Origin of the sequence: Morganella sp. HMSC11D09 (assembly GCF_001807955.1) — a bacterium.
In the GTDB taxonomy this organism is placed as follows: domain Bacteria; phylum Pseudomonadota; class Gammaproteobacteria; order Enterobacterales; family Enterobacteriaceae; genus Morganella; species Morganella morganii.
The window spans coordinates 207,609-225,664 of sequence record NZ_KV791672.1; the positions used below are offsets into that span (position 1 = coordinate 207,609).

An 18,056-nucleotide genomic window follows, 5' to 3' on the forward strand; every position below is an offset into this window, starting at 1 on the left:
TGCTACTCCACAGATAAATAAATGACTCGGCATGATACTGAAAGTTGTATCACTGTGCCAATAATTTGGCGATTAAAGCATCATGTCGCTGAACCTGGCGACCTGAACGCAGACGTTCCGCACGGATAATCGTCTGTAAATCGGTCAGCGCGACATTAAAATCATCGTTCACAATCAGATAATCGTACTCGCCATAGTGCTGCATTTCACTGACCGCCTGTGCCATACGTCCGGCAATGACTTCGTCAGTGTCCTGACCACGGCCGCGCAGGCGGCGCAGCAATTCCTCACGGGACGGCGGCAGAATAAAGATACTGCGGGCTGCCGGCATCTGTTCCCGGATCTGGCGGGCTCCCTGCCAGTCAATATCAAGAAATACATCAACACCGGAGTTCAGGATATCTTCCACTGTTTTACGGGCGGTTCCGTAGTAATTTCCGAAGACACAGGCATGTTCGAGAAACTCATTACGGCCGATCATGCTTTTGAATTCATCTTCAGTGGTGAAGAAATAATGCTCTCCGTGCACTTCGCCCGGGCGGATACCACGGGTGGTGTGCGAAACAGAAACCTGGGTGTCATATAAAGGCTGTGTTTTCAGTAATGCCTGAATAAGACTCGATTTTCCCGCACCACTCGGCGCAGAGACAATATATAACGTACCTTGGGTCATTGTTGATGTCTTGTCTGATTGGGGGTTGAAAAAGCCTCGGGGAATAAATCCCCGCATATAGTATACACACACGCGCAGCGACATGCAGCGTTCAGGTGATTATCTGCTGAAAATTTCTTATTTTTCCGGGCAGATGAATACGGATGTTTCATTTTTCCGCACCGGCGGAATAAAAATGTATGCATATACCCGTCAGTTACATGACAGTGCGGGACAACAGGAAAAAACAGACAAACAGGGCAGATAAGCAGAACCGGAACCGGTATTGTCCGGTTCCGGGTGAGCGGTTATTGCCGTTAATCCTGATTTTCGTAATTAAAGACCGGTAACCCGAGGCGGTAGCGGATGGCAATTAACCGGGACGTCAGGCCGGCCACCAGGGTAATAATAATGACGGCATCGCGCGGCAGCGGCGTGTAAAACAGTAATCCCATATAGAGCCAGGCAGCGGCAAAGGAGATACCGGCATATAATTCTTTCTGGAAAACCAGCGGAATGGTGTTACACAGCATATCGCGCAGCACACCACCGAAAACACCGGTGATAACGGCGGCAATAGCCGCAATGATCGGCCCGTAGTTCATATCGAGTGCTATCTGAGCGCCGATAATGGAAAATACCATCAGCCCGATAGCATCCAGGATCAGGAAAAGGCGGCGCAGATGCTTCATCATCGGCGCAACCCAGATAGTAATAACGGCAGCACAGGCAACCGTAATAATATATTCAGGATGTTTTACCCAGCCCAGCGGGTAATGGCCCAGCAGCATATCGCGGACAGATCCGCCGCCGATAGCAGTGGCGGAGGCGATAATAATTACGCCGAAAACATCCATTTTCCGGCGGCCGGCGGCCAGTGCTCCGGTCATGGCTTCAGCGGTAATACCAATAATGTACAGGATACTGAGTAACATAGTCTTATCATTGCCGGTTTATCGGAAGGTTAGCATAGTCAGCACAGCCGAAAGTCTCGACTGAGTTTTTTTAGTCTGACCCAATTGGATTACCTGAGGTTATCCGAACTGATGGTATAAAAAGAGAGTATCACTCTAATGAATGAATATCAGATAACAACAACACCCCGTCATCATCAGCTTACTAATATTAATGTATGGACGCCGGATAGCCAATGGCTGGTTTATGATGTCCGCCCTCAGGGGTCTTCGTTTATCGGTAAAACGATAGAAAAAATTCATGTGAATACAACAGAAATCCGTGAAATTTACCGGGGAACCGCCGGGGCCTGTGTGGGTGTGGTGACTGTCAGCCCGCAGTTGCCGGTGCGGTATGCCTTTATCCGCGGGCCGCTGAACCCGGATCCGCAGTGGCAGTATGATTTCCATCATCGTCAGGGGGTGATGGTCAGTGATGATGTACCGGGTGTTGCACACAATATTGATGCTTTCTGTATTACGCCGCCTTATCAGCCCGGCGCTCTGCGCGGTGGTACACATGTGCATGTGTTCAGCCCGGACGGGGAATGGCTGAGTTTTACTTATAACGACCATGTACTGCACGAGCGGGATCCGGTGCTGGATCTGCGTAATGTGGCGGTGGCGGTTCCGCTGCATCCGGTATGCAGCGGGAAACATCACCCGCGTGAATATGACGGAGAATTTTTTTGCTGTGTGGTCTCGCGGACAACTCCGGCGCCGCAGCCCGGCAGTGATGAAATCAGCCGGGCATACGAAGAGGGCTGGATTGGTGAGCAGGGGTATCTGCGGGCAGACGGCTCCCGTCAGCGGCGGGCGATTGCGTTTATCGGGGATACCCGGTCAGAAAACGGTGAGGTGATCCCGGAGATTTTCCGTCTCGATCTGCCGGAACGGCCTGAAGATTATACCGTTGCCGGCGATTTGCCGCTTGAGGGAACTGACAGTACGATGCCTGCTCCGCCGGCCGGTGTCAGCCAGACGCGGCTGACATTTACTCATCATCGCCGGTATCCGGGGCTGGCAAAACAGCCGCGCTTCTGGCTGCGCAGCTCACCGCAGGGCGACAAAATTGCGTTTCTGATGCAGGACGATCAGGGAATTGTTCAGTTGTGGACGATTTCCCCGCTGGGCGGTGAGGTGCATCAGGTCACTTCCGGCAGTGACAGTATTGAATCTGCATTCAGCTGGGACAGCACCGGGCGGTATCTGGCTTTTGTCCGTAAAGGACTGGTCATGGTGTGTTGTGCTGAAACCGGGGTATGCTGCGCGGTGACGGCACCATCGGCAGAACCGGTGTCAGGGGATGCGGTGGTGTTTTCACCGGATAACAGCCGGGTGGCATTTCTGCGCCGCACAAACGGCTGGCAGCAAATCTGGGTGGCAGACACCGGGCTGTAACGGCGGCAGATTACTCCTGCGGCAATGGTGCCGGGGCGTTATGGGCGGTTTCCGCTGCTTCCAGGCGTTTTACCCGTTCCGCAGGGGATGACTCACTGTTGTCTTTGCCGCCGGTGGCATAATCGACCGGAGCCAGAAGGGTATCGAGGACAGCGGAGAAGGGCAGGTCAATGGCGACAATCGGCTTCATTACCCAGCCGGTTTCGTCATCCTGCAACATGGCGATACTGTTTTTGGTGCCGGGATAGTAGCCCTCTGTCGGGCCGGTCCGGGTCATAATACTTGAGCAGCCGCTGAGTATCGTACTCAGTCCCAGCAATCCGCTTATTATCATACATTTGCGTGTCATAACATGTCCCTGCATATACAGCGGGCGGGTACCGGTAATTATTTCACCCGACCGGCGTACTATTCCATAAATAGAGTGTACTGAGAAGTTTTTGTTTTTTTGTGTGATCCGGATTTCCGTTTAACGGCGGAACGTGAGTGCTGTCACCGGAAAATGATCACCGGCAAATCGTCACCGGTAAAACACGCAGATCACAGGCAAAGGGTACCACCCCCGTGGAATTGTTTTAACAGAACCGGCGGAATTATCTGTCAGAAAGTGTGACTGAATTTATTGAACAGTGCGGTTTGTCGGCGCTAATACAATGATAATAGCAGGATTATTACAGCCATTACCGGAGGCACTTGCGGGTAAACTGGGACGCATTACTGAACGGTGTGAGGTAAATGCCTTGTGCTTTATGCCGGCCGGTGATGTCAGTTAACAGATCCAAAGTCCTCGTTATACCTTTACCCCGTTATGTACTTACCACATAACGGGGATTTTTTTAACGGCGGCTGCAACAGTGCGGCAGATGATCATCAATCATGCCGACGGCCTGCATAAAGGAATAACAGATAACCGGCCCGCAGAATTTAAACCCGCGTTTTTTCAGTGCTTTTGCCAGAGCATGGGACAGCGGGGTATCCGCAGGGATGGTGCTGCTGTCTGTATAGTGGTTAATCAGCGGCGTGTTACCGGTGAAATTCCACAAAAAATCACTGAAATCTTCACCGGCCTCCTGCATCGCCAGGTAGGCTTTTGCATTACTGATAATGGCATTGATTTTCGCCCGCTGGCGGACAATTCCCGGGTTTTGCATCAGTTTGTCCACATCGGCTTCTGTCATGGCCGCCACTTTTTCCGGATCAAACTGAAAGAACGACTGCCGGTAATTTTCACGCTTTTTCAGGATCACCAGCCAGGAAAGACCCGCCTGCTGGCCTTCAAGGCAGATCATCTCAAATAATTTATGGTTATCACGCTCGGGGACACCCCATTCGGTGTCATGGTACTGAATATAGAGCGGGTCATCAGTAACCCAGGCACAGCGGGTCTGAGCAGCGGCGGACAGTGACATTGTGTTCTCCCGGAAGACGGCTTTCCGGTTAATTTATACTGGATAAATATCCATGTAAACGGGTATATTACCGGTTTTTCGATCCGGGCGGAAAAAGATCGGAGAAGCGCTGTATAGTCCGGCGGTCAGAGGGTATACTGAATGACTTTTATTTTATTATTCATTTTCTCGCGTGCGGATCCAACATGCAAAAGTTTGATACCAAAACCTTCCAGGGTCTTATCCTGACATTACAGGATTACTGGGCGCGCCAGGGCTGTACCATTGTTCAACCACTGGACATGGAAGTCGGCGCCGGCACTTCACACCCGATGACGTGTCTGAGAGCGTTAGGGCCGGAGCCGATTGCGGCGGCCTATGTGCAGCCATCCCGTCGTCCGACGGACGGCCGTTACGGGGAAAACCCGAACCGCCTGCAGCACTACTATCAGTTTCAGGTCATCATCAAACCGTCTCCGGATAACATCCAGGAGCTGTATCTCGGCTCCCTGAAAGAGCTGGGTATTGACCCGACGGTTCATGACATCCGTTTTGTTGAGGATAACTGGGAAAACCCGACACTGGGTGCCTGGGGATTAGGCTGGGAAGTCTGGCTGAACGGCATGGAAGTTACACAGTTTACTTACTTCCAGCAGGTCGGCGGACTGGAGTGCAAACCGGTTACCGGGGAAGTCACTTACGGTCTCGAGCGCCTGGCGATGTACATCCAGGGCGTGGACAGCGTTTACGATCTGGTCTGGTGTGACGGCCCGCTGGGCAAAACCACCTATGGTGATATCTATCATCAGAACGAAGTTGAGCAATCCACGTATAACTTTGAATACGCCGATGTGGACTTCTTATTCACCTGTTTCGAACAGTATGAGAAAGAAGCACAGTCCCTGCTGGCACTGGAAACTCCGCTGCCGTTACCGGCCTACGAGCGTATTCTGAAAGCGGCTCACTCTTTCAACCTGCTTGATGCGCGCAAAGCGATTTCGGTGACGGAACGTCAGCGTTATATCCTGCGCATCCGTACCCTGACCAAAGCCGTTGCCGAAGCTTACTATGCCTCCCGTGAGGCACTGGGCTTCCCGATGTGTAAAAAGAACTAAGAGGCTGTCATGACACAACAGACTTTCCTGACGGAAATCGGCACAGAAGAGTTACCGCCGAAGGCGCTTCGTTCTCTTGCTGAATCTTTTGCGGCCAACCTGACTGCAGAACTGGCTGCTGCTAACCTGACTCACGGTGATGTGACCTGGTATGCCGCACCACGCCGCCTGGCGGTAAAAATTGCCGGTCTGGCGGAATCTGCCGCTGATCGCGAAGTGGAAAAGCGCGGCCCTGCTATTGCCCAGGCATTTGATGCCGAAGGCAAACCGACCAAAGCGGCGGAAGGCTGGGCACGCGGTTGCGGGATCACTGTCGATCAGGCTGATCGCATGGTCACTGACAAAGGTGAATGGCTGCTGTACCGCGCGGTGGAAAAAGGGAATAAAGCCAAAGAATTATTGGCAGATATGGTCAGCCGTGCGCTGGCAAAACTGCCTATCCCGAAACTGATGCGCTGGGGTGATAAAGAGACTCACTTTGTGCGTCCGGTTCATACCGTCACGATGCTGATGGGCGCGGATGTTATTCCGGGTGAAGTCCTTGGGATAACCTCTGACCGTGTTATCCGTGGTCACCGTTTTATGGGTGAAGCGGAATTTACTATCGCACACGCAGACGAGTATCCGGCAATTCTGGAAACCCGCGGTAAAGTGATGGCGGATTACGATGCCCGTAAAGCTATGATCAAACGTGATGCGGAAAAAGCAGCACTGGCACTGGGCGGCGTGGCAGACCTGACTGACAGCCTGCTGGAAGAAGTCACTTCACTGGTGGAATGGCCGGTTGTGCTGACAGCGAAATTCGAGGAAAAATTCCTCGCGGTTCCGTCTGAAGCGCTGGTTTACACTATGAAAGGTGACCAGAAATACTTCCCGGTTTACGACAAAAACGGCAACCTGATGCCGAACTTTATCTTTGTCGCCAATATCGAGTCTTCTGACCCGTCGCAGATCATCGCAGGTAACGAAAAAGTCGTCCGTCCTCGTCTGGCGGATGCTGAGTTCTTCTTCAAAACCGACTGCAAAAAGCGTCTGGAAGATAACCTGCCGCGCCTGAGCACGGTTCTGTTCCAGCAGCAACTGGGTACACTGCGTGATAAAACTGATCGCCTTGAAGCGCTCGCAGGCTGGATTGCCGGTCAGATTGGCGCGGATGTGAATCACGCCACCCGTGCGGGCCTGCTGGCCAAATGTGACCTGATGACCAACATGGTCTTTGAGTTCACGGACACCCAGGGTGTGATGGGCATGCACTATGCACGCCATGACGGTGAATCCGAAGACGTGGCACTGGCGCTGAAAGAGCAGTATCAGCCGCGTTATGCCGGTGATAACCTGCCGTCAACGCCGGTGTCTGATGCTCTGGCGATTGCTGACAAAATGGATACCCTGGCGGGGATCTTCGGTATCGGCCAGCATCCGAAAGGGGATAAAGACCCGTTTGCTCTGCGCCGTGCCGCACTCGGCGTGCTGCGTATCATCGTTGAGAAAGGTTACAACCTTGACCTGGAAACACTGACACAGGAAGCGGTCCGCCTGTATGGTGATAAGCTGACGAACGCGAATGTGGTCACTGATGTGGTTGATTTCATGTTAGGCCGTTTCCGTGCATGGTATCAGGAGCAGGGTTATGCGATTGATACTATCCAGGCAGTTCTGGCGCGTCGTCCGACCCGTCCGGCAGACTTTGATGCCCGCATGAAAGCGGTCACTCACTTCCGTACACTGGAGGAAGCCGCTGCTCTGGCCGCTGCTAACAAGCGTGTTTCCAACATTCTGTCGAAGAGTGATGATGCACTGAATGATACCGTTCTGGCGTCATTAATGAATGCACCGGAAGAGATCCGCCTGGCAGCCTATGTGACTGACCTGAAAACGCAGCTGGCACCGCTCTATGCGGAAGGCAAATATCAGGAAGCACTGACTGAACTGGCCTCTCTGCGTGAAGCAGTGGATGCGTTCTTTGATAGTGTGATGGTGATGGATAAGGATGACAATATCCGCCGTAACCGTCTGACATTATTAAATGAACTGCGCAACCTGTTCCTGGGTGTTGCGGATATTTCGCTGTTGCAGTAACCGGTGAAAGAGCTAAAAGCCCGGCAATGCCGGGCTTTCTTTTTACTGAAGTGGTTTTTTTATCTCAGATTCAAATACAGGCACGGATGTGATTTTTCCATTACCTGAATGATAGAGTTCATAAGCTCTGAACTTAGCTGTTTCATTCATTATCTCGCCATCATTAATATAGGCAAGAACATCACTATCTGCAGATATATCCAATGCTTCCAGATATTTTTTATTGTTAAATGCGATTTGATTTGCTTTAACCAATAAACTGCCTGTCAGATTGCCATAGTTATTAATACCAACACCGGATTTAACATTATTCAAACTGGTAATTTCGGTGATATCTGATGACATATTTCCTTTGTTATGGATAACAGCGCTGCCTATTGCCAGCATTTTATGTTTGTTATCAATATTGATATTGCCGTTGTTGGTAATCTGGCTGTTTTCCAGGATTGAATCCGCATCAGTTACACGGATATTACCTTTGCTGCCATTCATCAGGTGTGAATTGACCAAATCCAACGTCAGTTGACTATTCACAGCATGTTGCTTTTGTGCATCACCAACTGTAATCATACCGTGATTTTTTATATCAGTGTTATTTGTACTGATATACATATTATCCGTTTTAATATGGCTGTCTTTGCTGATAGTCAGTTTACTTTTTTGTGTACCACTGCTGCCGGGTAAGGCTTCCAAACCCCGGACTGTATCTGGTGAATATTTTACTAATTCATGGCCGCTGAACATCACCAGATTGGGCGTACTGATTTCACTGTTACGAATAGTGATGTTTTCAGCAATCACATTGAATTTGTTTACGGAAGAAAACGCATTTTCAGTGGTGTTACTAATGCGAATGTTGCTGTTATTTTTACTATTGTGATAACCCAGTAATTCTCCGTCCAGAGAGAATACTATTTTTCCGCCGGTCAGTGTTAACTGATCCGCGCCGGAAACACTGCACCCGTTACAGGCAATACCGTTCGGGTTAGCGATAATGAGATGGGCTTTTTGGCCATCCACATGCATATTGCCGCGCAGTTGTGATTTTTCGGTTGAAAGCACCTCGTTAATAATTATTCCGGCGCCGGATTCGCGGTTATTAAATACCACACCATGCTTGCCGACGTTAAACTTATCATAGGCATTATAAGAAACACCTTGCGTGTTTGCCGGTGCGATATTGATGGTGGTGTTGCTCCCCTGACGGACGATCTGAGTCGTCTCTGATGATACAGGATTAACGGTAATATCCGTTGCAGAGGCGAACTGAGCGAGGAAAAGGGCACTGCTGATAACGGACAGCTTTACTATTTTTGGCATAACCACTCCCTGGTTGTTGCTGAGGTATAAAATCCACGGGCAGGATAAATAAAGTCGCTGACAGCAGATATAAACAGAGTGGTTATTTTTTGTCAGTTTTCAGCATTCCGATAGCAAATAAAAAACATACCGTTTACCAATAAGCGGATAAAAAACAGAAATTTGGCTGATAAACCGGCGAAATAAAAATAATGGGGTGAAAAACAAAAAATTCCGGTTTCTGCTCTTGACGTTTAGCCTTTCCGGCAGTAATATCCATCCCGCTTTCGGCGAGTAGCGCAGCTTGGTAGCGCAACTGGTTTGGGACCAGTGGGTCGTAGGTTCGAATCCTATCTCGCCGACCATATTAAGAAAAACCCTGCTTTTACAGCAGGGTTTTTTGCTTTTCAGCATCTGCCATTTTTCCTCTTCTGTTACTTTCAAAAATTCCGCCGCTTTTTTGATATCGCTGTTTTCTGTTATCCGTTTAACTGCCCGCTGAAAGGATTTCATCAGACGGACGGATACATGATAAAAAAAACAGCGGCTGCTGCTGTGATGGCGGCGGCCTGTGGCTGCGCATGGGGCAGCACTTACACTTCTTCTCCGCCGGTTTCTCCGGCCTTCTGCGCCATACTGTCAGAGGTGGTGATTAAGCAGCGTGAATCAATTGAGCCTTCTTATCTGGCTGATGAATTTGAAAAAAGCATTACCGGACACTGTCTGACATCAGAACAGATGGCAGAAGCGGTAATGACACTGGAGTCGGTGGTGCATCAGGCCGGTTTTATCACAGCACAAATCAGTGTGCCGCCGCAGAATGTCAGCGACGGTACCCTGACACTTCACTATCTGCCCGGTTATCTGAGCGGCTACCGCGATAAAGAGAGCGGAGATGAGCATTTCGGGCTGAACCTGATTTTCCCGCAGCGGGCAGACGGACAGCTGAATATCCGTGATACTGAACTGGGAATGTCCCATCTGAATCAATTGCCCGGTCTGGGGGCTCAGGCTGCCGTTGAACCTGATCCGCAGAACCCCGGCAACAGCATCATCACCATTACCCGGCAGAAAAAACGCAGCATCAGCGGCTCACTTGAAATCAGCAACTACGGTAGCCCGTCAACCGGCAGCAGGCAGATAACTAACCGGCTCAGTCTTGAAAATTCGTTACAGCTGTATGACCGCCTGTTTATTTATACCCTGCGGGATATGGACCGCGACCATTCCGCCGGGGTGAAATTTATTTATGGCCAGTACCGGATCCCTTTCCGGTACTGGGAATTTACCGCAGGCGGCAGTTACAGTGAGCAGAAGCAGCAATACCCGGTATACCGGGGATCACTGGACTATTTTACCCGCAGCAAAACGCTGGATCTGAGCTTCGGCCGTAAGCTCCTTCTGACTCCGGCACATGATCTCACCCTCAGCAGCGGCATTTCTGCGGTAACCCGGCATGTCACACTCGGACATGCGCCGCTGATATTGCCTGAGCGCCGGTCTGTTTACTGGAATACCGGACTGAATCACCGCTGGTATCTGCCGGATTTCACCTTGCAGTATCAGGTGCAGTATAAGCATTCACTGAACCGCTTTGGTGCGCTGCCGGTAACAGAAAAAAAGCTGAAACCGACCCGGCAGCTGATGGCAGAAACAACACTGACAGTACCGTTCCGCCTTGCCAGTCAGCCGTTTTATTATGAAGGCGTTATGCGCGGCTTTATTAATGCAGATAAAGCAGATGAGATGGATTATGAATCCCTGAGTGGCCGTTATTCGGTACGCGGCTATCCGTTTTCCCACAGCATGAGCGCCGCGCGGGCTTTTATCAGCCGTAATGAGGTGGTCTGGCAGCAGGTATTGCCGGGACATAATCTGTATCTGGCAGCAGATGCCGGGCTGCCGGGGGCAAAAATTTCCGGAGGTGCGCGATCTCATAGTCTGGCGGGTACGGAGATCGGGATGAAGGGGTTTTATAAATCACTGAGCTATCAGGTCTTTGCCGGTCTGCCGCTGAAAGAAGCGGAACGTGTACGGGCCTTTTCACCGGCGGGAGGATTTTCTGTCAGTGTCAGTTACTGAGGACCGGTTTGATTTCAGTACGTGATAGTACCGCTGTATATCAGGCAGGGTGCGGATTACAGCGGCAGTTGTGGCAAAATGTGCAACGGAAAACACTGTGACAGTGATATCAGACAAAATAATCGCGCAGTAATTAAGCATTCAGTCACAAAATCCGGATAATTTTTATTAGCTGTTTATTCTGTGAACGTTTTATCCGGCAGCTGAATAAATGCTCAGTTGTGCACCCGTTCAAACATTTTAGCTGTTTTTGTTATCAAAACGTTTGATTTGTGTGTTTTATGTGTAGTCATCGTCCATAGTCAATAGTATTGACTGCCTCTGTGACAGTTGATTTAGTGAAGTGTCAGAAAATAATAAACAAACTGAAATTTGTGGTCCGGCACTGCCGGACGACAGAGCAAACACGACATTCAACGACAGGCGGAGATAATGATGATGAGAAGCGCCAAACGTAAGACAGGATTTGCGAAGCTGGGTATTACACTGGTTGCTCTGGCGGTATCCGCCAGTGTTAATGCGGCGGGAACGCTGGTTTTTTGTTCTGAGGGATCACCGGAAGGGTTTAACCCGCAGCTGTTCACTTCGGGAACCACTTATGATGCCAGCTCTGTGCCGCTGTATAACCGGCTGGTGGAGTTTAAAGCCGGTACCACAGAGCTGGAGCCGGGCCTGGCGGAATCCTGGGATGTGAGCGAAGACGGAAAAACCTATACGTTCCATCTGCGCAAAGGGGTGAAATTCCACAGCAGCAAGGATTTCAAACCAACCCGTGATTTCAATGCGGATGATGTGGTCTTTACCTTCGACCGCCAGAAAAACCCGGATAACCCGTATCACAAGGTCTCCGGCGGTAGTTATGAATATTTCAGCGGCATGGATATGGATAAAATCATCGATAAAGTTGAGAAGGTCGATGACAACACTGTCCGTTTTCAGCTGAGCCGCTCTGAAGCGCCGTTCCTGGCAAACCTCGGGATGGACTTCGCCTCCATTCTTTCCGCTGAATATGCCGATCAGATGCTGAAAGCCGGTACACCGGAGAAAGTCGACCTGAACCCGATCGGCACCGGGCCGTTTGTGTTGCAGCAGTACCAGAAAGATTCCCGTATCCTGTATAAAGCCAATGACGATTACTGGAACGGCAAACCGAAAATTGACCGCCTGGTCTTCTCCATCACCCCGGATGCCTCTGTCCGTTACGCCAAACTGCAGAAAAACGAGTGTCAGGTAATGCCGTACCCGAACCCGGCAGACCTGGAGCGTATGCGTGAAGATAAAAACATTGTCCTGAAAGAGCAGCCGGGCCTGAACGTCGGCTATCTCTCCTATAACGTCACGAAAAAACCGCTGGATAACGTCAAAGTACGTCAGGCACTGAATATGGCAGTTAATAAAGATGCCATCATTGACGCGGTGTATCAGGGCGCAGGCCAGAAAGCGAAAAACCTGATCCCGCCGACCATGTGGGGCTACAACAACAGCATTGAAGACTATCCGTATGATCCGGAAAAAGCCAAAGCGCTGCTGAAAGAAGCAGGTATGGAAAACGGCTTTGAAATCGACCTGTGGGCGATGCCGGTTCAGCGTCCGTATAACCCGAACGCCCGCCGTATGGCTGAGATGATCCAGGCAGACTGGGCGAAAGTCGGCGTGAAAGCCAAGATTGTGACCTATGAGTGGGGTGAGTACCTCAAGCGCGCGAAAGCGGGTGAGCCTCAGACTGTCATGATGGGCTGGACCGGTGATAACGGGGATCCGGATAACTTCTTCGCCACACTCTTCAGCTGTGCGGCCAAAGAGCAGGGTTCTAACTACTCGAAATGGTGTGATCAGTCCTTTGAAAACATCATTCAGCCGGCACGTACCACGGCTGATCCGAAAGAGCGCGCCAAGCTGTATGAGCAGGCTCAGGTAGTGATGAAAGAGCAGGCGCCTGCACTGATCGTTGCACACTCCACAGTGTTTGAGCCGGTGCGCAAAGAAGTGAAAGGCTATGTGGTGGATCCGCTGGGTAAACACCACTTTGACAATGTGTCTATCGAAAAATAAGTAAACCGGAAATGAGTGTTACCGGTCTGCCGCCTCCTCCGGGAGGCGGCAACCCTGTATCGAACCGCATTGCACGGACGACGCAGAACACATAACTAAAACAATATTATTCATCGTGTGAGTATAAAGGGAAAGTCCTCCCTTTCGTCCGGTCTTATGACCAGAGCGCTGTCAGCGGCCATTACAAGAGAAACAGGGATATGCTGCAATTTATCCTCCGACGGGTCGGGATGGTAATACCGACATTTATCGGTATCACGTTACTGACGTTTATATTTGTTCATCTGATTCCGGGAGACCCGGTCACTATCATGGCGGGTGAGCGGGGAATTTCCCCTGAACGCCACGCTCAACTGATGGCGGCCCTGGGGCTGGATCAGCCCTACTGGAAACAGTACCTTCATTATATCAACGGTGTCCTGCACGGTGACCTCGGCCTCTCTCTGAAGAGCCGTCAGCCGGTGTGGGAAGAGTTTGTTCCCCGCTTTAAAGCCACGCTGGAACTCGCTGCCTGTGCCATGATTTTCGCCATTTCTGTCGGGATCCCGGTCGGGGTACTGGCGGCCGTCAAACGCGGGTCAATCTTTGATCATACCGCTATAGGGGTCTCCCTGACCGGCTATTCCATGCCGATTTTCTGGTGGGGCATCATGCTGATCATGCTGGTGTCGGTGAATCTCGATCTGACACCGGTGTCGGGGCGCTTATCGGACAGTGTGTTCCTCGACGACAGTCAGCCGCTGACCGGATTTATGCTGATTGATACCCTGATCTGGGGTGAGGACGGCGATTTTCATGATGCGGTGATGCATCTTATTCTGCCGTCCATTGTGCTCGGTACCATCCCGCTGGCGGTGATTGTCCGTATGACCCGTTCGGCAATGCTGGAAGTGCTGGGTGAGGATTATATCCGTACCGCCCGCGCCAAGGGGCTGAGCCGCATCCGCGTGATTGTGGTGCATGCACTGCGCAACGCGCTGCTGCCGGTGGTGACCGTTATCGGCTTACAGGTCGGCGTGATGCTGGCCGGGGCGATTCTGACCGAAACGATTTTTTCCTGGCCCGGTATCGGCCGCTGGCTGATTGATGCCCTTCAGCGCCGCGACTATCCGGTTGTGCAGGGCGGCGTTCTGCTGATCGCCATTCTGATTATCCTGGTTAACCTGTGCGTGGATTTACTCTACGGCGTCGTTAACCCGCGGATCCGTCATAAAAAATAACAGGAGCGCACAATGTCTGAGACGACAAATACTACCGTGACCCGCGCGCCTGAGCCGCTTTCCCCGCTGCGCGAATTCTGGCACTACTTCCGGCGCAACAAAGGCGCGCTGATCGGCCTGATCTATATTCTGCTGATGCTGCTGATCGCCGTTTTTGCCCCGCTGCTCGCCCCGCATCTGCCGGATGAGCAGTTCCGTGATCATTTATTACAACCGCCGGTCTGGCAGGAAGGCGGCTCATGGCAGTTTATTCTCGGTACTGATGATATCGGCCGCGATATTCTGTCGCGCCTGATGTACGGCGCACGGCTTTCACTGCTGGTCGGTTGTCTGGTGGTAGCGCTGTCGCTGCTGCTGGGGGTGGTGATTGGCCTCGCTGCCGGGTATTTCGGCGGCTGGGTTGATGCCCTGATCATGCGTATCGTCGATATCATGCTGGCACTGCCGAGCCTGCTGCTGGCACTGGTGCTGGTGGCGATTTTCGGTCCGTCGATTGTTAATGCCTCGCTGGCGCTGACTTTCGTGGCACTGCCGCACTATATCCGTCTGACCCGCGCGGCGGTGCTGACGGAAGTGAGCCGCGACTATGTGACCGCTTCTGCGGTGGCGGGCGCAGGCCCGGTGCGCCAGATGTTTGTCAATATTCTGCCGAACTGCCTGGCGCCGCTGATTGTGCAGGCATCTCTGGGTTTCTCCAACGCTATTCTGGACATGGCCGCATTAGGTTTCCTCGGGATGGGCGCACAGCCGCCGACACCGGAGTGGGGAACCATGCTGTCCGATGTTTTACAGTTTACGCAGAGCGCATGGTGGGTGGTGACCTTCCCGGGCCTGGCGATTTTACTGACGGTACTGGCGTTTAACCTGATGGGCGACGGATTGCGTGATGCCCTTGATCCTAAGCTTAAGCAGTAGAGGTGCAGACATGGCGTTATTAACAGTTGATAAATTATCTGTTCACTTCGGTGAAAAAGAGATGCCATTCCGCGCCGTTGACCGGATCAGCTATCAGGTTGAGGAAGGTGAAGTGCTCGGGATTGTCGGGGAATCCGGCTCCGGTAAATCCGTCAGTTCACTGGCGATTATGGGGCTGATTGATTTCCCGGGCCGGGTGATGGCGGATAACCTTGAGTTTGACGGCCGCCATCTGCTGACCATCTCGGAAAAAGAGCGGCGCGAGCTGGTGGGCGCGGATGTGGCAATGATTTTCCAGGATCCGATGACCAGCCTGAATCCCTGCTATACCGTGGGATATCAGATCATGGAAGCCCTGAAAGTTCACCAGGGCGGCAACCGGAAAACCCGGTTACAGCGGACTATCGACCTGCTGACGCTGGTCGGTATCCCGGATCCGAAATCGCGGCTGGATGTCTATCCGCACCAGTTATCCGGCGGGATGAGCCAGCGTGTGATGATTGCGATGGCGATTGCCTGCCGTCCGAAGCTGCTGATTGCCGATGAGCCGACAACAGCACTGGATGTGACTATTCAGGCACAGATCATTGAACTGCTGCTGGAGTTACAGCAGCAGGAAAACATGGCACTGGTGCTGATCACCCATGACCTCGCGCTGGTGGCGGAAGCCGCTCACCACATTATTGTGATGTATGCGGGGCAGGTGGCGGAGTCCGGCAAGGCGTCGGATATCTTCCGCGCGCCGCGCCATCCGTATACTCAGGCACTGTTACGGGCACTGCCGGAATTCGCCGGTAACAAGAGCCGTCTGGCATCACTGCCGGGGGTTGTGCCCGGTAAATATGACCGGCCTGAGGGCTGTCTGCTGAACCCGCGCTGCCCGTACGCCACGGATTTATGCCGCAGCACGGAACCGGAACTGCGTACTGTCGGGGCGCGTCAGGTGAAATGTCATACCCCGCTGGATGATGAAGGGAGACCGGGCCATGAGTGAAACCACACAGCCGCTGTTACATGTCAGTGATCTGAAAAAATATTATCCGGTGAAGAAAGGCTTTTTCTCGCCGGAGCGGATGGTGAAAGCCCTCGACGGCGTATCGTTTGATCTGAATCGCGGGAAAACCCTGGCGGTGGTCGGGGAGTCCGGCTGCGGGAAATCGACACTCGGCCGTCTGCTGACCATGATTGAAAAACCGACCGGCGGGGAGCTGTTCTACCAGGGGCAGGATCTGCTGGTGGCAGATAAACATGCGGAGAAACTGCGGCGGCAGAAAATCCAGATTGTGTTCCAGAACCCGTACGGCTCGCTTAATCCGCGTAAAAAAGTCGGGCAGATTCTGGAAGAGCCGCTGGTGATCAATACCTCCCTCAGCGCGGCAGAGCGTAAAGAGAAAGTGCTGGCGATGATGGCGAAAGTCGGCCTGAAAACTGAGCATTACAGCCGTTATCCGCATATGTTTTCCGGCGGTCAGCGCCAGCGTATTGCCATTGCCCGGGGGCTGATGCTGGATCCGGATGTGGTGATTGCCGATGAACCGGTATCCGCGCTGGATGTATCCGTCCGCGCTCAGGTGCTGAACCTGATGATGGATCTTCAGGATGAGCTGGGTCTGTCGTATGTGTTTATTTCTCATGACTTATCTGTGGTGGAACATATCGCGGATGATGTGATGGTGATGTATCTGGGACGTTGTGTGGAAAAAGGTACCAAAGCGCAGATTTTTGAGAATCCTCGCCATCCTTACACACAGGCTCTGCTCTCCGCGACACCGAGGCTGAATCCGGCACAGCGCCGTGAGCGGATAAAACTGACCGGCGAGCTGCCGAGCCCGCTGAATCCGCCGCCGGGATGCGCCTTTGCCGCCCGCTGCCGTCATGCATTTGGCACCTGTACTCAGTTCCGTCCGGAGCTTAAATCCTACGGCGGACAGCTGATTGCCTGTTTCGCGGTGGACAGGGAAGAAGAGGCAAAAATTTCCGCATAACATTCTGTTTTACAGTAAATTACAGAAAAACATGTTTTAACTGAAGACAAACAGCGATAATGGAGGGCTCCGTTATCGCTTTTTGCTGTCTGGCGGGTGAGATTAGATCAGCACAAAGCACAATGATGACGTATAATCACTGCGTATGGCGAAAGATGTGATAACTGAATTGTAACGAAAGGCGTGGAATATGCGTGTAAAAGTCAGAAAGTCACTGACTATCAAACAGATGTCAGTTGTCGCTGCGGTGACTTTGGTGACGATCGCACTTTTTATGACGCTTCTGTTATCACATCTGATACAACAGCGGAAAGATGATTACATCAATCAGCTTTATAATTCGTCAGTACAGGTCAGGAAACCGCTGGCAGATGCCTTGTTAGGGTCGGACTTAAACGCAATAAAATCGACGCTGATAACATTGCGGGCCAGCGGGATTTTAGGACGCGCGATTGTGATGACGCCGGAAAATGTTCAGGTGATAAGCCTGGATTTTGCCACACACCGTCCTATTCCCGGCACAGCAAAAATGATTTTCGGGATCCCGGTTGAGATTAAGGTTCCGCTTTACGCCTACGGCGTGGCACATACCGGCAAACCCCCGCAGGGTTATCTTATTCTTCAGGTGGATGATAACCGCATATACCGCTTCGCGATGAATGTCGTGGCACTGATGGTGACCAGTTATTTGTTACTGGCGCTGGTGCTGGTGATCGCGATAAGCTGGTGTATTAACCGCCTGATCGTGCGGCCGCTGCGTAATATGGCCCGTGAGCTGAACAGTGATGAGCCTGCAGAGCAGCTCAGTTGTTCAGCATATCATGAGGATGATGAACTTGGTTTGCTGGCGAAGGGGTACCGGAACCAGCTGAACAAACATAAAACGGAGTCATCATAAAACTTCCCGGACGGTTT

Annotated in this window: 15 protein-coding genes and 1 tRNA gene; 11 read left to right on the forward strand and 5 right to left on the reverse strand. The window is 51.8% G+C overall.

Annotated features, from left to right (window positions below; all coding sequences use genetic code 11):
• Window positions 1-49: 49 nt before the first annotated feature.
• Window positions 50-673 carry a guanylate kinase gene (gmk, locus tag HMPREF3119_RS07070; protein ID WP_004236564.1) on the reverse strand — a complete coding sequence of 208 codons (624 nt, stop codon included), beginning with the start codon at window positions 671-673 and terminating at the stop codon, window positions 50-52.
• A 296-nt stretch (window positions 674-969) separates the two neighbouring features.
• Window positions 970-1,587: a trimeric intracellular cation channel family protein gene (locus HMPREF3119_RS07080; protein ID WP_004236560.1), complete on the reverse strand. Its 618-nt coding sequence runs from the start codon at window positions 1,585-1,587 to the stop codon at window positions 970-972.
• Window positions 1,588-1,725: 138 nt separating this feature from the next.
• Between HMPREF3119_RS07080 and HMPREF3119_RS07085 the strand changes: the two genes are divergently transcribed.
• On the forward strand, window positions 1,726-3,006 hold the full coding sequence (locus tag HMPREF3119_RS07085) for a YidR family protein (RefSeq protein WP_070579131.1): 1,281 nt from the start codon (window positions 1,726-1,728) through the stop codon (window positions 3,004-3,006).
• A 10-nt stretch (window positions 3,007-3,016) separates the two neighbouring features.
• On the opposite strand, the gene HMPREF3119_RS07090 is transcribed toward HMPREF3119_RS07085, so the two are convergent.
• Complete coding sequence (locus HMPREF3119_RS07090; RefSeq protein WP_015422403.1) at window positions 3,017-3,355, reverse strand: YceK/YidQ family lipoprotein; 339 nt, start codon at window positions 3,353-3,355, stop codon at window positions 3,017-3,019.
• A gap of 487 nt (window positions 3,356-3,842) precedes the next feature.
• Entirely contained in the window at window positions 3,843-4,415 is a 573-nt protein-coding gene (locus tag HMPREF3119_RS07095; protein WP_004240757.1) for a DNA-3-methyladenine glycosylase I, read from the reverse strand.
• A 185-nt stretch (window positions 4,416-4,600) separates the two neighbouring features.
• On the opposite strand from HMPREF3119_RS07095, the gene glyQ reads away from it, so the two are divergent.
• Together glyQ and glyS are read left to right on the forward strand one after the other, a co-directional pair.
• On the forward strand, window positions 4,601-5,509 hold the full coding sequence (gene glyQ, locus HMPREF3119_RS07100; RefSeq protein ID WP_004236554.1) for a glycine--tRNA ligase subunit alpha: 909 nt from the start codon (window positions 4,601-4,603) through the stop codon (window positions 5,507-5,509).
• A gap of 9 nt (window positions 5,510-5,518) precedes the next feature.
• Window positions 5,519-7,588 carry a glycine--tRNA ligase subunit beta gene (gene glyS / locus HMPREF3119_RS07105; RefSeq protein ID WP_004236552.1) on the forward strand — a complete coding sequence of 690 codons (2,070 nt, stop codon included), beginning with the start codon at window positions 5,519-5,521 and terminating at the stop codon, window positions 7,586-7,588.
• Between the two features lie 42 nt (window positions 7,589-7,630).
• Here glyS and HMPREF3119_RS07110 read toward each other — a convergent pair whose 3' ends face one another.
• Window positions 7,631-8,908, reverse strand: a complete 1,278-nt coding sequence (locus HMPREF3119_RS07110; protein ID WP_070579134.1) for a two-partner secretion domain-containing protein — start codon at window positions 8,906-8,908, stop codon at window positions 7,631-7,633.
• Window positions 8,909-9,175: 267 nt separating this feature from the next.
• On the opposite strand from HMPREF3119_RS07110, the gene HMPREF3119_RS07115 reads away from it, so the two are divergent.
• The 8 genes from HMPREF3119_RS07115 to HMPREF3119_RS07150 all read left to right on the forward strand — a co-directional run bounded on the left by HMPREF3119_RS07115 (window position 9,176) and on the right by HMPREF3119_RS07150 (window position 18,039).
• Window positions 9,176-9,252, forward strand: a tRNA-Pro gene (locus HMPREF3119_RS07115).
• A 163-nt stretch (window positions 9,253-9,415) separates the two neighbouring features.
• Window positions 9,416-10,969 (forward strand): ShlB/FhaC/HecB family hemolysin secretion/activation protein, encoded by a 1,554-nt coding sequence (locus tag HMPREF3119_RS07120; protein ID WP_070579136.1) that lies wholly within the window; start codon window positions 9,416-9,418, stop codon window positions 10,967-10,969.
• 438 nt (window positions 10,970-11,407) lie between these two features.
• Window positions 11,408-13,021, forward strand: a complete 1,614-nt coding sequence (dppA, locus tag HMPREF3119_RS07125; RefSeq protein WP_036409105.1) for a dipeptide ABC transporter periplasmic-binding protein DppA — start codon at window positions 11,408-11,410, stop codon at window positions 13,019-13,021.
• Window positions 13,022-13,221: 200 nt separating this feature from the next.
• On the forward strand, window positions 13,222-14,241 hold the full coding sequence (dppB, locus tag HMPREF3119_RS07130) for a dipeptide ABC transporter permease DppB (RefSeq protein ID WP_015422405.1): 1,020 nt from the start codon (window positions 13,222-13,224) through the stop codon (window positions 14,239-14,241).
• Between the two features lie 12 nt (window positions 14,242-14,253).
• On the forward strand, window positions 14,254-15,156 hold the full coding sequence (dppC, locus tag HMPREF3119_RS07135; RefSeq protein WP_004236547.1) for a dipeptide ABC transporter permease DppC: 903 nt from the start codon (window positions 14,254-14,256) through the stop codon (window positions 15,154-15,156).
• Window positions 15,157-15,166: 10 nt separating this feature from the next.
• Window positions 15,167-16,150: a dipeptide ABC transporter ATP-binding protein gene (gene dppD, locus HMPREF3119_RS07140; RefSeq protein WP_004236546.1), complete on the forward strand. Its 984-nt coding sequence runs from the start codon at window positions 15,167-15,169 to the stop codon at window positions 16,148-16,150.
• Window positions 16,143-17,141 (forward strand): dipeptide ABC transporter ATP-binding subunit DppF, encoded by a 999-nt coding sequence (dppF, locus tag HMPREF3119_RS07145; RefSeq protein WP_004236544.1) that lies wholly within the window; start codon window positions 16,143-16,145, stop codon window positions 17,139-17,141. Before dppD ends, dppF begins: the two co-directional genes overlap by 8 nt.
• Window positions 17,142-17,331: 190 nt before the next feature.
• Window positions 17,332-18,039, forward strand: coding sequence for a HAMP domain-containing protein (locus tag HMPREF3119_RS07150; protein WP_004236543.1), 708 nt, complete (start codon window positions 17,332-17,334; stop codon window positions 18,037-18,039).
• The last annotated feature ends 17 nt before the right edge of the window (window positions 18,040-18,056 follow it).

Excerpts from the sequence above, each read along its gene's own strand:
- HMPREF3119_RS07090 (WP_015422403.1), bottom strand. The coding sequence starts at position 3,355 with ATGACACGCAAATGTATGATAATAAGCGGATTGCTGGGACTGAGTACG.
- glyS (WP_004236552.1), top strand. The coding sequence starts at position 5,519 with ATGACACAACAGACTTTCCTGACGGAAATCGGCACAGAAGAGTTACCG.
- glyQ (WP_004236554.1), top strand. The coding sequence starts at position 4,601 with ATGCAAAAGTTTGATACCAAAACCTTCCAGGGTCTTATCCTGACATTA.
- dppB (WP_015422405.1), top strand. The coding sequence starts at position 13,222 with ATGCTGCAATTTATCCTCCGACGGGTCGGGATGGTAATACCGACATTT.
- dppA (WP_036409105.1), top strand. The coding sequence starts at position 11,408 with ATGAGAAGCGCCAAACGTAAGACAGGATTTGCGAAGCTGGGTATTACA.
- HMPREF3119_RS07120 (WP_070579136.1), top strand. The coding sequence starts at position 9,416 with ATGATAAAAAAAACAGCGGCTGCTGCTGTGATGGCGGCGGCCTGTGGC.
- HMPREF3119_RS07095 (WP_004240757.1), bottom strand. The coding sequence starts at position 4,415 with ATGTCACTGTCCGCCGCTGCTCAGACCCGCTGTGCCTGGGTTACTGAT.
- HMPREF3119_RS07080 (WP_004236560.1), bottom strand. The coding sequence starts at position 1,587 with ATGTTACTCAGTATCCTGTACATTATTGGTATTACCGCTGAAGCCATG.
- HMPREF3119_RS07150 (WP_004236543.1), top strand. The coding sequence starts at position 17,332 with ATGCGTGTAAAAGTCAGAAAGTCACTGACTATCAAACAGATGTCAGTT.
- dppF (WP_004236544.1), top strand. The coding sequence starts at position 16,143 with ATGAGTGAAACCACACAGCCGCTGTTACATGTCAGTGATCTGAAAAAA.
- gmk (WP_004236564.1), bottom strand. The coding sequence starts at position 673 with ATGACCCAAGGTACGTTATATATTGTCTCTGCGCCGAGTGGTGCGGGA.
- dppC (WP_004236547.1), top strand. The coding sequence starts at position 14,254 with ATGTCTGAGACGACAAATACTACCGTGACCCGCGCGCCTGAGCCGCTT.
- HMPREF3119_RS07110 (WP_070579134.1), bottom strand. The coding sequence starts at position 8,908 with ATGCCAAAAATAGTAAAGCTGTCCGTTATCAGCAGTGCCCTTTTCCTC.
- HMPREF3119_RS07085 (WP_070579131.1), top strand. The coding sequence starts at position 1,726 with ATGAATGAATATCAGATAACAACAACACCCCGTCATCATCAGCTTACT.
- dppD (WP_004236546.1), top strand. The coding sequence starts at position 15,167 with ATGGCGTTATTAACAGTTGATAAATTATCTGTTCACTTCGGTGAAAAA.